Below are 14,457 nucleotides of genomic sequence, written 5' to 3' on the forward strand. Positions count from 1 at the left end.
AAAAAAGAACCGCCATTAAGCAGTTCTTACACAACTATATAAGGGAATAACTTTTAGGTGGTTCAACCTTTGAGATATTTTTGACCACACCCTTTTCAATCAGAACTGTACGATCTGCTAATGCAGCTGCATCTACTTGGTCGTGGGTGACAAAAATAGATGTACTTTTTGTTTGTTTTAGAATTTGCTTTAGTTCATCTCTAATTTTCATTTGGAGACTTGCATCTAGATTGCTGAAAGGTTCATCAAAAAGTAATAGAGAAGGTGCAGGAGCTAAAGCCCGTGCAAGTGCCACCCTTTGCTGTTGTCCCCCACTTAGTTCATACGGGTAACGTTTTTTATAATCTAAAAGGTTCACTAGCTCTAACATTTCTTCTATGCGTTTCTGCTTTTGCTTGCTCGTCATATGACGAAGACCAAACTTAATATTATTTTCAACCGTCATATGCGGAAAAAGAGCATAGTCTTGAAAAACCATCCCTATTCCCCTTTTCTCTGGTGGAATGAAAGTATGGTCATCCACCATTTTTTGACCATTAATTATAATCATCCCAGACTTAGGTGTTTCTAATCCTGCGAGTAGTCTTAGGATTGTACTTTTCCCACTACCGCTTTCACCCAGAATTGCAATGATTTCACCTTCATTTAACTGTAGAGAGAAGTTCTTGATAGCTGGCTCACTTGCATTTCTGTATTGATAGACGAGATCTTCAATTTGTACAAACATCTAATTTGCCTCCCCTCGATCAAGTACTTTATGAAAAATAAAAATACAAATTCCGCTAATTAAAATGATTAACAACGATGCAGATGCAGCTTCACTGATCATCTCGTCATTTGCATAGCGAAAAGCTCTTGTAGCTAACGTCTGGAAATTAAATGGCTGAAGCAACATTGTTAATGGTAATTCTTTTAAAATATCAACGAAAACAAGAATAAACCCACCAATGATGGCCCCTTTAACCATAGGAATATCTACTTTTAAAAAAGTACGAAATGTTGATAAACCAAGAGTTCTTGATGCTTCTGTAAAAGTGGTACCGACTTTTTCAAAACCGGCTTCAATTGAATTATAACCGACTGCTAAGAAACGAATCACATAAGCTGAAATCAGCATCACGATACTCGTGCGCAATACAAAGGTTGTATCAATACTAAACAACTTAAATAGAGACCCAAGATTGCGGTCTATCATTAGAAAAATTGTAATTACACCGATTGCTATAACTGCACCAGGCACAGAATATCCTAAAACTGTCACCCTTGCGAAAAATTTAGGTAATAACCCCTGATGAATACGTGAGTAATTAGCTATGATTAACCCTACAATAACAATGATTAATGCAGCAACTGAAGCAGCAAAAAAGGAGTTTTTGACTAGTGTATAAAATTCTGCTGTTAGGATTCTCTCATATGTCATTAACATCCAAAAGATTAATTGTACAAATGGGATAAGAAATGCAAGACTAAAAATAGTGAAACAATAACTAAAAGCAATCCAGGCTTTTACTCCTTTTAATTGTTTAGGCTGAATAGGTCTAATCTTGGTTGTAGAATAGCTAAATTGCTTTCGACCACGTATGACTCTTTCAATCACTAATATGAAAATAACAACGACCATCAATGTTCCTGCTAATTTAAAGGCAGATTCCCTATCCCCCATTGCAAACCAAGTTTGAAAGATCGATGTAATAAATGTTTGGATGCCATAATATTTTACAACCCCATAATCATTAATTACCTCTAACATAACAATTGTAGCGCTGCCAACGATAGCGGTTTTGGAAATAGGCAGCACCACTCTAACAAATGTTTCAAAAGAATTTGCTCCTAGCAATCGAGCATTTTCAATAATTGAAGAAGATTGGTTTTCTATAAAACTCTTTGTAATGACATAAACGTATGGAAAGAGAAACATTGTAAAGATAAAAATCGTGCCTTCCATTGACATCATACTGAAATACTTCTGATTTACTTGCAGATCAAATGAATTGCGAAGGGTTGATTGAATAAACCCGGTATAATTGACCATCCCCTGATAAGTGTATGCGCCAATAAAAGGCGGTATCGCTAGAGGCAAAATCATACCCCATCTAAAAAAATTTCGAAGCGGGAACTTATAAACCGTAATCATCCACGCCAAACTGGTACCGATTATGATTGTTGCAACTCCAGTAGAAACTAATAAAATGCTAGTATTATAAAAAATATCAAATAGTAAATATTCTTTTATATGAAACCAATTCTCATTTGGCTCTCCAAAAAAATGAATGGCAATGAGGATATTCGGTAATAGAATAATAACAATAAAAACGAAACTTAATATTGCCCACATATTTATTTGTGTTTTTACTTGTTGAACGAGTTTCATGACTTCACATCCCTACATTAATACCAAAACCATCCGTTGGATTCTTACCAAATATAAGTATACAGATGATCTAATTGCAAGTGAATATCATTCTCAAAATAAAAGCTGCACTATAGAAATATATAGTACAGCTTCTTTCTAATAAATTATTTCCATCCTACTTCATTGAATAATTGGATTGCACGTGTATTGTTATCCCCAAGAATAGTTAGGTTTATATCTTGCTCCTTAAACTCACCCCAAGAAGTTAAAGTTTCAGAGATGGCTGCTTCTGGATTTACTGGATATTCATTGTTTCCTTCAGCAAATAGTTCTTGTGCTTCTACACTTGTTAGGAATTCAATAAACTTAACCGCATTATCGACATTCTTTGCATGTTTAACTACTGTAGCACCACTAATGTTAATGTGTGTTCCAGTTGTATCTTGGTTCGGGAAGAAAACTCCCACTTGTTCTCCAACTTTCACTTCTTCTGAATCAGTAGAGTTTAGTAGTCTTCCAACATAGTAAGTATTAGAAATTGCTACATCGCCTTCTCCAGCAACAACAGCTTTAACTTGGTCTGTATCTCCACCCTCTGGTGTTCTTGCCATATTAGCTACAATTCCCGCTGCCCAATCTTTGGATGCTTCTTCACCATTTAATTCAATAAATGAAGCTAATAGAGATTGGTTATAAATATTTTCTGAAGAACGAATTAGTACACGCTCTTTCCAAGCATCTTCAGTTAATGCTTCATATGTTGAAAGTTCTGAGGGATCAACACGATCCTTTGAATAAACAATTACACGAGCTCGTTTTGTTAATCCAAACCAATGATTTTCATCATCACGAAGCTTTTCAGGAATATTAGTTGTTAATACGTCACTTTCAATCGCTTGTGTTAGACCATCAGCCTTTAAACGGGCTAGATTACCAGCATCTGCAGTAATGAATATATCTGCCTCTGTAGCTTCTCCTTCATCCTTTAAACGCTGAACAAGCTCATCCTTACCTGAGATTACGTTTACCTCAATTCCAGATTGTTCAGTGAATTTTTTATAAAGCTCTTCATCGGTGTCATAATGTCTAGTCGTGTATAAGTTTACAACCCCAGCTTCTTCTACTTCAGTTGTTGCTTGTTCTGCTGTTTCCTCTGTTTTTTCTTGTTCTACTGGCTTTTCTTCACTTGCTTGGTTGCATCCTACTAATCCAAGAACCAAGACAGATAGAAAGAGTGAAAATATTAATACCTTTAAATGCTTCATTTTTGGTCTACCCCCTATAAATTATGTATTTTTACTAAAAGAGAATGAAAATCATTCTCACCACTACATATAGAATTATATTAATAATGATAATCATTGTCAATTAGTATTGAAAAAATAATTATGAACTAACCCCATGAACAGACTTGGCCATTATCCTGCTGTTCAAATTACCAAAGCTGTCTATCTAAACATCCAGATAAACAAAAAAAGAAGCCTCTCAAAAGTTAAATAACTCATGAGAAGCTTCTCTTAATTTTATTCAATGTTAGCAAAATGTTAGCATTCCACTCTCATCTTATTCAAAAACCCAATCATAACAAGGGTTGGAACGGCTTATTACATCATGCCGCCCATTCCGCCCATGTCAGGCATTGCAGGAGCTGAACCAGCTGGTTCTGGCTTATCCGCAACAACAGCTTCAGTTGTTAGGAACATAGCCGCAACAGAACCTGCATTTTGAAGAGCTGAACGTGTTACCTTAGTAGGGTCAACGATACCAGCTTCGATCATGTTTACCCACTGAGCAGTCGCTGCATTGAAACCAACGCCTACTTCTTCACGCTTTAAGCGGTCAACAACAACGGATCCTTCAAGACCTGCGTTGTGAGCGATTGTACGTACTGGCTCTTCCATTGCACGAAGGACAATGTTGATACCTGTAGCAACGTCGCCTTCAGCTTCTAGAGCTGCAACTTTATTGTATACATTTAGAAGGGCAACTCCACCACCGGAAACGATACCTTCTTCAACTGCAGCACGAGTTGAGTTAAGGGCATCCTCGATGCGAAGCTTGCGCTCTTTTAATTCAGTTTCAGTAGCCGCACCAACTTTGATTACTGCTACCCCGCCTGCTAATTTAGCAAGACGCTCTTGCAATTTTTCACGATCAAACTCAGAAGTAGTTTCTTCTAATTGAACGCGGATTTGGTTTACACGTGAACCGATTTCAGCGCTGTCTCCAGCACCTTCTACGATTGTTGTGTTTTCTTTTGTAACAACAACTTTCGCTGCACGTCCAAGAGAATCAATCGTAGCAGATTTTAGTTCGCGACCTAGTTCCTCAGTGATTACCTCTCCACCAGTTAGAGCAGCAATGTCTTCAAGCATCGCTTTACGACGGTCACCGAAACCAGGAGCCTTAACTGCTACTGCATTGAATGTTCCACGAAGCTTATTCACTACTAGTGTAGCAAGTGCTTCACCTTCAACATCTTCAGCAACCATCAATAATGGCTTGCCTTGTTGAACAACTTGCTCAAGAACAGGAAGGATTTCTTGGATATTTGTAATCTTTTTGTCAGTGATTAAGATGTAAGGGTTATCAAGAACTGCTTCCATTTTATCAGAATCAGTAACCATGTAAGGAGATGCATAACCACGATCGAACTGCATACCTTCTACTACATCAAGCTCAGTAGTGAAACCTTTAGATTCTTCAATGGTAATAACACCGTCGTTTCCAACGCGTTCCATTGCTTCTGCAATTAATTGACCTACTTCATCATCTGCAGAAGAGATTGCAGCTACTTGTGCAATAGACTCTTTGCTTTCAATTGGCTTAGAGATTGCTTGTAATTCAGTTACTGCAGTAGCAACTGCCTTTTCAATCCCTTTGCGAATACCCATTGGGTTTGCACCAGCTGTTACGTTCTTTAAGCCTTCACGAATCATCGCTTGAGCAAGAACTGTTGCAGTTGTTGTACCGTCACCAGCAACATCATTGGTTTTGCTAGCAACTTCAGCAACAAGCTTTGCACCCATGTTTTCGAATGCATCTTCTAATTCAATTTCTTTTGCAATGGTTACACCATCGTTTGTAATAAGTGGAGAACCATATTTCTTCTCAAGAACCACGTTACGTCCCTTAGGTCCAAGAGTTACTTTAACTGCATCCGCAAGAGCATCTACCCCGCGAAGCATCGCGCGACGTGCTTCTTCACTAAACATAATCTCTTTAGCCATTAAAATATACCTCCTCAAAGTAAATGAAATCTATTTTTCTCGATTATTAACCTATTAAAGCTAGAATGTCACTTTCGCGTAGAATTAAGTATTCAGTACCTTCATACTTAACTTCTGTACCACCGTATTTTGAGAAGATGATGCGATCCCCAACAGCAACTTCTAATGCTACACGCTCCCCGCTTTCAAGAACACGGCCAGAACCTACTGCTACTACTTTGCCTTCTTGAGGTTTCTCTTTCGCTGAGTCGGGTAAAACAATACCGCTTGCCGTTTTTTCTTCAGACTCAACTAGCTCAATGATAATACGATCTCCTAGTGGCTTGATCAAGTGAAACAACCTCCTCAAATAATATGTAATTTTAAAATTATTAGCACTCGCCTCAGTGGAGTGCTAACACAATTTATATATTAATGAATCCCTTTCATTTTTGCAAGCATGAAGCAAAAATATTTTTTAATTTTAATCACCTTTTTAAGTATAGATTTTCTCGTCCCTTTTAATCCTCCTTTAAATTTTTTTAGACTAGTTTCCTTTAACCAATATGACCAATCTAGGCAACTTCATTCATATGTAATGTCCAATATTTGAACTTTGACCAACTTTCCTTGTAAAATAAATAGATAGTCATGAAAAGGAGATCAAACTATTGAAAAAGGAATACGGGTTTATTCTAATTGCCTATATCGTCATGCAATTATCTAGTTTTGTTGGCGTTCCACTTGTTCTATTTATTGGTACCTTCTTTGGCCAAAGCCCAGAAGAGATGCAGTCGCTTGCCGTTCCCTATTGGCTTGTGTTTAGCTTTTCTATTACACTAATATTCGTCTTACTCCTGCTTAGGAAGGAGTATAATAATGAAAATAACTTACGAAACGCTGCCTCCATTCCTAGTTCGATTTCGTGGGCAATATTCGGGATATTCCTCGCTTTCTTTGCTCAAACGATAGCCGCGAATATTGAATTGCGATTAGGGATTGAGTCAGGCTCAGAAAATACAGAACAGATTATTAAACTAATCGAACAATTCCCGATTATTATTTTAATTAGTTCCGTTATTGGTCCTATTCTAGAGGAAATTGTCTTTCGAAAGGTTATATTTGGTAGTCTATTTAAGCGCTTCGGTTTTTTCCTTTCAGCCCTTATTAGTTCGGTCATCTTTGCCCTGGCCCATTTTGAACCTGAGCATGTAATTTTATATTCAGCAATGGGCTTTACCTTCGCTTTCCTCTACGTGAAAACGAAACGGATCATCGTTCCGATCTTTGCTCATGTAGCTATGAATACCATGGTTGTTCTTGTTCAATCGGTATATCGGGAGGATTTGGAGAGAATGATTAAGGAAGCTGAACAAATTCAAGGATTTATTGGAGGATTCTTTTTATGAAACAATCGCCTTTATTCTCAGGCATTGTCTATATTGTATTAGGTTTACTGTTCACCTATTTAGCCGTTGAGAACGTCACCCATACTGGTTGGGGCTTCTTTTCCTACCTACTAGTCTTACTCGCAACATTTGATATTGGATCTGGAATCCGCATGATTCAATTCCATTTCAAACTGAAGAACATTCAAAAGAAGTCCTAGCAAAAAGCCTCCTCCTATGTATAGGAAGAGGCTTTTTCTATTCTTCTTCATTCGTTGGATAATGCTTTAAGAAGTAAATAAGAGACTGTAGCTCAACAGCAAGGTCAATATGATGGATTCTGAGGGCCGGTGGGACGTTTAATCTAGCTGGTGTGAAATTCAGAATCCCTTTGATGTTCGCACTCACTAGCCTGTCTGTAATCGTCTGAGCCACTCCTGATGGAATGGTTAAGATTGCTACGTGAATATCCTCCTCCATACAGACCTTCTCTAAATCATCCATATGATAGACTTTTACTCCATCAAATTCTTTGCCGACTTTATTTTCATCTACATCAAATGCAACTTCTATTTTTGTATTATTGTTTTTTGAAAAATTATAATTTAAAAGCGCTGTACCTAAATTTCCGACACCAATAAGAGCTACCTTTGTCAATTCGTCCTGATCTAATGTCTTCCTAAAAAACGACAAAAGATAATTGACGTTATAACCATAGCCCTTTTTCCCTAAGGCACCGAAATAAGAAAAATCACGGCGAATCGTAGCAGAATCCACCTTCACTGCCTCACTTAGCTCGGCAGAAGATACCCTTTGCTTCCCCGAGGAATGCAAGTTTGTTAAAAATCGATAATAAAGCGGTAATCGTTTGGCTGTTGCCTGTGGAATCTTCATTGTCTCATTTGCCATCATGCAACCTCCTCTCCATGAACTATCTATGTTATCTCAATTTTTCTTTCCTACTAAAATCGCCGTTCTTACCACCTGTTTTTTCACCTAAATAGGTCTTTCCAATGACCATGCCTTTGTCCACCGCTTTACACATATCATAAATGGTCAAAGCAGTAACAGACGCAGCTGTTAACGCTTCCATTTCTACACCTGTATTTCCTTTTGTCTTCACAGTAGCGGTTATATCCAATATGTAAAGGTCTTCGTCCTGCTCCCAAGCAAAAGAGATATCAATTCCTGTCAGTGGAACCGGGTGACACATCGGAATAATCTCAGAGGTTTTCTTGCAGGCCATGATTCCTGCTACCTGGGCAACCGCTAGGACATCCCCCTTTTTCATTTTATTTTCAGTAATTTTTTCATAAATTTCTTTATTTACAGTGATGCTAGAATGAGCTATTGCTGTCCGAACTGTTTCTGGCTTATCACTGACATCGACCATTTTGGCCCTACCTTCTTCATTAAAATGAGTAAACTCTGCCATGATTTAGCTCCTTTCAAGAAAACTATACACTATTTTTTTCACCTTGTGTATGGACATTGTATCATTTTTCACATATAACATAGCAAAAATGGAAGATTCCCTTTGTTGCCGGGACATATTGAATCAGTTACACTATCTAGTAAGGCAGTATGAGGTGAAAATAACATGATATTATTACAGGTTAACCAATTAACAAAATATTTTGCAGCTGAAATGATTTTATCGAATATTAAATTTGAAATTCAAACAAATGACCGGGTTGCACTTGTTGGGAGAAACGGCGCGGGAAAATCAACACTGCTTAAAATTATTGCTGGGCAATCTTCCTATGATAGTGGTGAAATCATAAAGCCGAAGGGTGTCTCCATCGGTTATTTAGCCCAAAATACTGGACTTGAGTCTGAAAAGTCCATTTGGGATGAAATGCTCACTGTTTTCGATCACCTTCGTAAAATGGAGAAAGAGCTTCGTAGCTTAGAGGAGAAAATGGCCGATCCAACTGTTTTTTCGGATTCTCCGAAGTACGACAAAGTTTTAAAAGAATATGACCATCTTCAGGTGAAATTTAAAGATGAAGGCGGCTACCAATATGAAGCCGATATCCGTTCTGTTTTACATGGACTACATTTTGGATCCTTTGACCATGATACAAAAATTTCAACCTTAAGTGGTGGCCAAAAAACGAGACTCGCTTTAGGAAAACTATTGCTCACACGTCCTGATATCCTAATTTTGGACGAGCCAACCAACCACCTTGATATTGATACACTTTCTTGGCTCGAGGGGTACCTACAAGGGTATTCAGGGGCGATTTTAATTGTCTCTCATGACCGGTATTTCCTTGATAAAGTTGTCAACCAAGTCTATGAGCTTTCACGTCGGAAAATGACTAAGTTTGTCGGAAATTACAGCTCTTATTTAGATCAAAAGGCTGAGAATTACGAGCGCGAAATGAAACTTTTTGAAAAGCAGCAAGACGAAATCTCTAAGCTTGAAGATTTTGTTCAGCGCAATCTCGCTCGTGCCTCAACAACGAAAAGGGCTCAGAGCCGACGGAAACAATTGCAGAAAATGGATCGACTAGATCGACCCTCTGGTGATGAAAAATCCGCTTCATTTTCCTTCGAAATTGAACGTCAGAGTGGAAATGATGTCCTAAAAGCGGACTCGATTGCTGTTGGTTATGGTTCGGATTCCGTTTCAGAGCAGATCAATTTCCGGATCTCTAGGGGAGATAGTATTGCCCTAGTTGGACCGAATGGGGTCGGCAAGTCCACATTACTTAAAACAATCGTTAACAAACTCCCTGCACTAGCAGGCTCGATTCATCATGGTTCAAATGTCTCAATCGGTTATTATGACCAACAACAGGCAGAACTCAATTCAAATAAAAAAGTCTTAAACGAGTTATGGGATGAATACCCACTTAAACCTGAAAAAGAAATCCGCACAGTCCTTGGGAACTTTCTATTTTCCGGGGATGATGTTCTAAAAATAGTCTCTTCTTTATCCGGGGGAGAGAAAGCACGGCTTGCCTTAGCGAAACTAATGATGGAAAAGGCCAATTTTCTCATCCTCGATGAGCCGACAAACCATTTAGACTTAGATAGCAAAGAGGTTCTTGAAAACGCCTTGATTGATTATCCAGGAACCATACTATTTGTATCGCATGACCGTTATTTTATTAATCGGATTGCGACGAAAGTCTTCGAACTAGAAAGCACTGGCCTCACTGAGTACCTTGGTGATTACGATTATTTTATTGAAAAGAAGCTTGAACAAGAGGAGCTTGAAACGCTAAATGCTCAACTTGCGCCTCAACAGAAAGTTGAAACCGTTGCTTCCGATAAAAAGGGATACCAACAAGATAAGGAAGCAAAGAAACTTGAGCGACAGCGTAAGAGACGTATAGAAGAAATTGAATCCTCCATCGAGGGGTTAGAGACAAAGGCTGCTGAATTAGAAGAGCTCCTCTGTGACCCCGAAATATTTCAGGACCACCAACGAGTCGGTGAGTTAAATGAGCAGTTAGAGAAGACTAAGCATGAAATTGAACAGCTCATGGATGAGTGGGCTGAGCTTGCAGAATAAAAAAAATCCCGGGAATCCGGGATTTTTTTGTTGCCAAGAAACTGACAACGATTATTCACCTAAAAATTTGAAACTTCTTAGTAATCTGAGTAAAATGCTAAAAATTTTTCTACTATAACTAGTTATCCACATAATTATTATTCCCAGAATGGGGCACTTTCCTAGTTATCCAACAACTTTTCCACATTATCCACATTAATTATTATATTTATCCACATTACCAACAAGACAGGACGTTATTTTGACTTATTACACACTTTTCCACAATCCCTCTGTGGAAAAGTGTTTTTTTAACCACTTATCCTCAATCATTGTGGATAGAAATATCTAATCCCGGATTTCCGTTTAACGTCAAATCCGCCCGCTTTCCTTTTTCGAATAGAATACTACCTGCAGCAGCGATCATTGCCGCGTTATCGGTACATAAGGAAAGTGGCGGGATCACGAGCTGAACATCCTCAAGCTCGCTAAATGCCTCTGTAAGCTTGGCTCTAAGTCCCTTATTTGCAGCTACCCCACCAGCAAGTAATACTTGCTTCACCTTGTATTCTTTTGCCGCCTGAACCGCCTTAGTCACTAATACCTCAATGACGCTAGCTTGGAAGCTAGCTGCAAGGGTTTCAGGTGCAATCACCTCTCCCCTTTGTTCAGCGTTATGGACAGTATTAATCACCGCTGATTTTAAACCACTAAAACTAAAGTCATATGAATTGGGCTCGAGCCATGCCCTAGGAAGATCAATCTCAGGTGTGCCTTCATGTGCTAGGCGGTCGATATGAGGGCCACCTGGATAAGGAAGATTCAAAACCCTAGCTACCTTATCATAGGCTTCCCCTGCAGCATCATCCCTCGTCTCACCTATCACTTCAAAGTGTCCATGCTCTTTCATGTAGACAATCTCCGTATGCCCTCCTGATACCACTAAAGAAAGCAGCGGAAAGTCCATTTCTGTTACAAGGCGGTTCGCATAAATATGGCCAGCGATATGATGGACACTCACAAGCGGAATATCATGTGCAAAAGCTAGTGCCTTAGCCGCATTAACCCCGATTAACAACGCACCCACAAGGCCTGGTCCTTCGGTAACTGCAATGGCATCAACATCCTGAATCTCTATCTCAGCTTGACGAAATGCCTCTTCTATAACAAGTGTCATTTGCTCGACATGATGTCTTGAAGCAATCTCCGGTACGACACCACCAAAACGCTTATGGCTCTCAATTTGCGATGCGACAACATTAGCGATGATTTCCTTGCCATTTTTAACAATAGCCACTGCTGTTTCATCACAACTCGTTTCAATACCCAATATTAACTGTTCTTTTTTTATCGTCATAAATTCACCCACATTACTAGAGCATCTTCCATATTGTCTGTATAATATTGTTTTCGAATGGCACCCTCTAGAAAGCCTAACTTCCTATACAATGACCGTGCCCGACTATTACTAACACGTACCTCAAGAGTCATCGTTTTGGCCCCCCTAGCCCTCACCAAATCCATTACCTTACAAAGTAGAGCCTCTCCAAGCTTCATTCCCCTGAATTCTGGGAGAAGGGCAATATTAGTTATATGTACTTCATCCACAATCAGCCATGCCCCACAGTAACCTGCAATCTCATCACCTACTTCAATCACTGTATAGAAAGCAAACTGATTTTTTGTTAATTCATTAAAAAATGCTTCTTTGCTCCATGGAATGGAGAAGGATCTAGTTTCGATTTCATGTATCTGATCAATATCAGTAATTTCCATTTGGCGAAAAGCGATTGTTTTGTTCATACCCATCTTCCTACTAATTTTATTGTTATTTCTGAGATTCCAACCATTTAGCTTCTGCCTCTGCAAGCCGAATATAATTAGGGACAAATGAATGCGGGTCTTCTTCCTTTCGATTCCTCCCTAACAATGCGAGCTCAGCTGGTCGTGGATTATGTTCTGTCACCTCAGCAAACCTAGCTTTAACACCTAATGCCTGCTCGATGACTTGCTGGTGTAGAGGCAAATCATTCCCTACAAATAGAACATCTTTATCCAAAGAACTAAGGCTCGGAGCCCAATCAGCAGTCATGACAAGTCGATCTTCTTTAACAGTTGTAAGACTTCCTTCCCTAAACTGGTAAAGGCCCGTATATATCTGTCCTCGGCGTGCATCAAAAAGCGGTGATATGTAACCATCAAAGTGCCTTCCCGCCGAAGCAGCTAATACCTCAAGGCTAGAAACACCAGTAAGTGGAATCTTCAATGTCCACGCTAGCGTCTTGGCAATCGTAACTCCAATCCTGACACCTGTATAGGAGCCCGGTCCCTTTGCCACGACGATTTTTGTTAGCTCCGCAGGCTTTACCCCACACTCATTCATGATGGTCTGGATCGCAGGCATTATCCGTACAGAGTGGTTTTTCTTTATGTTTGAGATGTACTCACCCATTACTTGGTTTTCATCCAGTAAGCCAATACCTAAGGCATAATTGGATGTATCAATTGATAATATCTTCATGAAAAAAGCTCCTTACATAACAGTTCATACCTTGATCCAATCGGTTCTAAAACAATCCTTCTTGAATCATTGCCTCCATGGTGGTATAGATGGATAGTCAACAAATTCTCTGGAAGCTGGGCTTCTATTAAATGGGCCCATTCAACTACCGTGACTCCATCTCCTTCAAAATACTCTTCAAAGCCCAAATCCTCAAAGGAATCTTCCACACGGTATACATCCATGTGATAGAGTGGGAGCCTTCCATGGTACTCCTTAATAATCGTAAAGGTAGGGCTATTAACCGTCTTTGTAATTCCGAGCCCTTCAGCTAGTCCTTTAGTAAACGTCGTTTTACCCGCTCCTAAATCTCCTTCAAGTGCGATTACATCACCTGGCTGAAGGAAACCTCCAAGCCGTTTGGCAAACTCACGTGTTTGCTCTGGATTTTGAAATATTAACTCAAACGGTGTCAATTTACATCACCTTATTCCTTCGTTATCTATCTATTTTACCCACATTTACCTGAATAGAGTTAGTAAAATACAAAAAACCTTAGGATCCTTCTCCTAAGGAATAGATTAATCTATTTTAGTGTACACGAAATTAAAGGGCTGGGCAAAATTTCTTTCCAGCTTTATAAAAATAAGCGGAGATTTTCCCGCTAAATGCAGATTAGAGCCCGTTTTGGGGTAAATAGAGGGAGTTTTTCCCCCTATAGAATGTAAAACTACCTATTTTCACGTTTTCCAGTCAAATAAGGGGAAATTCTCCCTCTATTTGAGCGATTTTAGTGCCACTTACTAACTTAAGGGGAATTTTTCCCTCTATTTTCAGATCAACGTGCCTAACCTTATCCCCCATCAAATAAGAGCGAACTTTCACGGTCCCAGATCTCCATTCTCATAATTGGCGGCTGTGTTCTGTATATAGAAAATCTAGAGACTTAGTGTTAGCTTAGATAGAAATAAAATTTTTGAAAAACAAAAAAAACGAAACAACGTTTCGTTCGCCTAATTTACTATTAATAATAAAATGGCGGTCCGGACGGGACTCGAACCCGCGACCTCCTGCGTGACAGGCAGGCATTCTAACCAACTGAACTACCGGACCAGATTGCGGGGGCAGGATTTGAACCTGCGACCTTCGGGTTATGAGCCCGACGAGCTACCGGACTGCTCCACCCCGCGATAATATTATTTTACATAGATTTGTTTATGCTCTATGTTAGCAATGACTGTCCCGATTTCAGAAAGCCAATTCAAGAAGCCACTCAATCGGTACAACTCGCAGGAAATTCAATGAAGTAACGCTCGTTGCTCCACCCCGCGATAATATTATTTTACATAGATTTATTTATGCCTATGTTAGCATTACATTATTATCTAACTTTGTCAGAAAATAATGTAGCCTGGCAACGTCCTACTCTCACAGGGGGAAACCCCCAACTACCATCGGCGCTGAGAAGCTTAACTTCCGTGTTCGGCATGGGAACGGGTGTG

Annotated in this window: 14 protein-coding genes, 2 tRNA genes and 1 rRNA gene; 3 read left to right on the forward strand and 14 right to left on the reverse strand. The window is 39.3% G+C overall.

The genetic code is table 11. The features are described 5' to 3' along the window. Window positions 1-34: 34 nt before the first annotated feature. The 5 genes from BMX30_RS22115 to groES all read right to left on the reverse strand — a co-directional run bounded on the left by BMX30_RS22115 (window position 35) and on the right by groES (window position 5,914). Window positions 35-727 (reverse strand): ABC transporter ATP-binding protein, encoded by a 693-nt coding sequence (locus BMX30_RS22115; protein WP_090750394.1) that lies wholly within the window; start codon window positions 725-727, stop codon window positions 35-37. Next, a complete protein-coding gene (locus tag BMX30_RS22120) occupies window positions 728-2,371 on the reverse strand; it encodes an ABC transporter permease (RefSeq protein ID WP_090750396.1) in 1,644 nt (547 codons plus the stop codon). Between the two features lie 146 nt (window positions 2,372-2,517). Next, a complete protein-coding gene (locus tag BMX30_RS22125; protein ID WP_090750398.1) occupies window positions 2,518-3,618 on the reverse strand; it encodes a Fe(3+) ABC transporter substrate-binding protein in 1,101 nt (366 codons plus the stop codon). 339 nt (window positions 3,619-3,957) lie between these two features. Then, on the reverse strand, window positions 3,958-5,583 hold the full coding sequence (groL, locus tag BMX30_RS22130) for a chaperonin GroEL (protein WP_090750402.1): 1,626 nt from the start codon (window positions 5,581-5,583) through the stop codon (window positions 3,958-3,960). Window positions 5,584-5,629: 46 nt separating this feature from the next. Beyond that, window positions 5,630-5,914 (reverse strand): co-chaperone GroES, encoded by a 285-nt coding sequence (gene groES / locus BMX30_RS22135; RefSeq protein WP_090750403.1) that lies wholly within the window; start codon window positions 5,912-5,914, stop codon window positions 5,630-5,632. A 319-nt stretch (window positions 5,915-6,233) separates the two neighbouring features. Here groES and BMX30_RS22140 point away from each other — a divergent pair, with 319 nt between their 5' ends. Further along, a complete protein-coding gene (locus tag BMX30_RS22140) occupies window positions 6,234-6,971 on the forward strand; it encodes a CPBP family intramembrane glutamic endopeptidase (RefSeq protein WP_090750404.1) in 738 nt (245 codons plus the stop codon). Further along, window positions 6,968-7,171 (forward strand): YdiK family protein, encoded by a 204-nt coding sequence (locus BMX30_RS22145; protein ID WP_090750406.1) that lies wholly within the window; start codon window positions 6,968-6,970, stop codon window positions 7,169-7,171. Before BMX30_RS22140 ends, BMX30_RS22145 begins: the two co-directional genes overlap by 4 nt. Window positions 7,172-7,208: 37 nt before the next feature. Here the strand turns inward: BMX30_RS22145 and BMX30_RS22150 are convergent, their stop codons facing one another. Both BMX30_RS22150 and moaC read right to left on the reverse strand, forming a co-directional pair. Next, window positions 7,209-7,859, reverse strand: coding sequence for a redox-sensing transcriptional repressor Rex (locus tag BMX30_RS22150; protein ID WP_090750408.1), 651 nt, complete (start codon window positions 7,857-7,859; stop codon window positions 7,209-7,211). A 31-nt stretch (window positions 7,860-7,890) separates the two neighbouring features. Beyond that, window positions 7,891-8,385, reverse strand: coding sequence for a cyclic pyranopterin monophosphate synthase MoaC (gene moaC, locus BMX30_RS22155; RefSeq protein ID WP_090750410.1), 495 nt, complete (start codon window positions 8,383-8,385; stop codon window positions 7,891-7,893). A gap of 165 nt (window positions 8,386-8,550) precedes the next feature. Between moaC and BMX30_RS22160 the strand changes: the two genes are divergently transcribed. Then, a complete protein-coding gene (locus BMX30_RS22160; protein ID WP_090750412.1) occupies window positions 8,551-10,476 on the forward strand; it encodes an ABC-F family ATP-binding cassette domain-containing protein in 1,926 nt (641 codons plus the stop codon). Window positions 10,477-10,780: 304 nt separating this feature from the next. Here BMX30_RS22160 and tsaD read toward each other — a convergent pair whose 3' ends face one another. The 7 genes from tsaD to rrf all read right to left on the reverse strand — a co-directional run. Continuing rightward, window positions 10,781-11,806 carry a tRNA (adenosine(37)-N6)-threonylcarbamoyltransferase complex transferase subunit TsaD gene (gene tsaD / locus BMX30_RS22165; RefSeq protein WP_090750424.1) on the reverse strand — a complete coding sequence of 342 codons (1,026 nt, stop codon included), beginning with the start codon at window positions 11,804-11,806 and terminating at the stop codon, window positions 10,781-10,783. 2 nt (window positions 11,807-11,808) lie between these two features. After that, entirely contained in the window at window positions 11,809-12,258 is a 450-nt protein-coding gene (gene rimI / locus BMX30_RS22170) for a ribosomal protein S18-alanine N-acetyltransferase (RefSeq protein WP_090750413.1), read from the reverse strand. A 25-nt stretch (window positions 12,259-12,283) separates the two neighbouring features. Continuing rightward, window positions 12,284-12,976 carry a tRNA (adenosine(37)-N6)-threonylcarbamoyltransferase complex dimerization subunit type 1 TsaB gene (gene tsaB, locus BMX30_RS22175; RefSeq protein ID WP_090750415.1) on the reverse strand — a complete coding sequence of 231 codons (693 nt, stop codon included), beginning with the start codon at window positions 12,974-12,976 and terminating at the stop codon, window positions 12,284-12,286. Beyond that, complete coding sequence (tsaE, locus tag BMX30_RS22180) at window positions 12,973-13,431, reverse strand: tRNA (adenosine(37)-N6)-threonylcarbamoyltransferase complex ATPase subunit type 1 TsaE (RefSeq protein WP_090750418.1); 459 nt, start codon at window positions 13,429-13,431, stop codon at window positions 12,973-12,975. Before tsaE ends, tsaB begins: the two co-directional genes overlap by 4 nt. A gap of 560 nt (window positions 13,432-13,991) precedes the next feature. Next, window positions 13,992-14,068, reverse strand: a tRNA-Asp gene (locus tag BMX30_RS22185). 3 nt (window positions 14,069-14,071) lie between these two features. Next, window positions 14,072-14,145, reverse strand: a tRNA-Met gene (locus BMX30_RS22190). 219 nt (window positions 14,146-14,364) lie between these two features. After that, window positions 14,365-14,457: ribosomal RNA gene (gene rrf, locus BMX30_RS22195) — 5S ribosomal RNA — on the reverse strand; the annotation flags it as partial.

Source organism: Mesobacillus persicus, assembly GCF_900109925.1.
GTDB lineage: Bacteria > Bacillota > Bacilli > Bacillales > Cytobacillaceae > Mesobacillus_B > Mesobacillus_B persicus.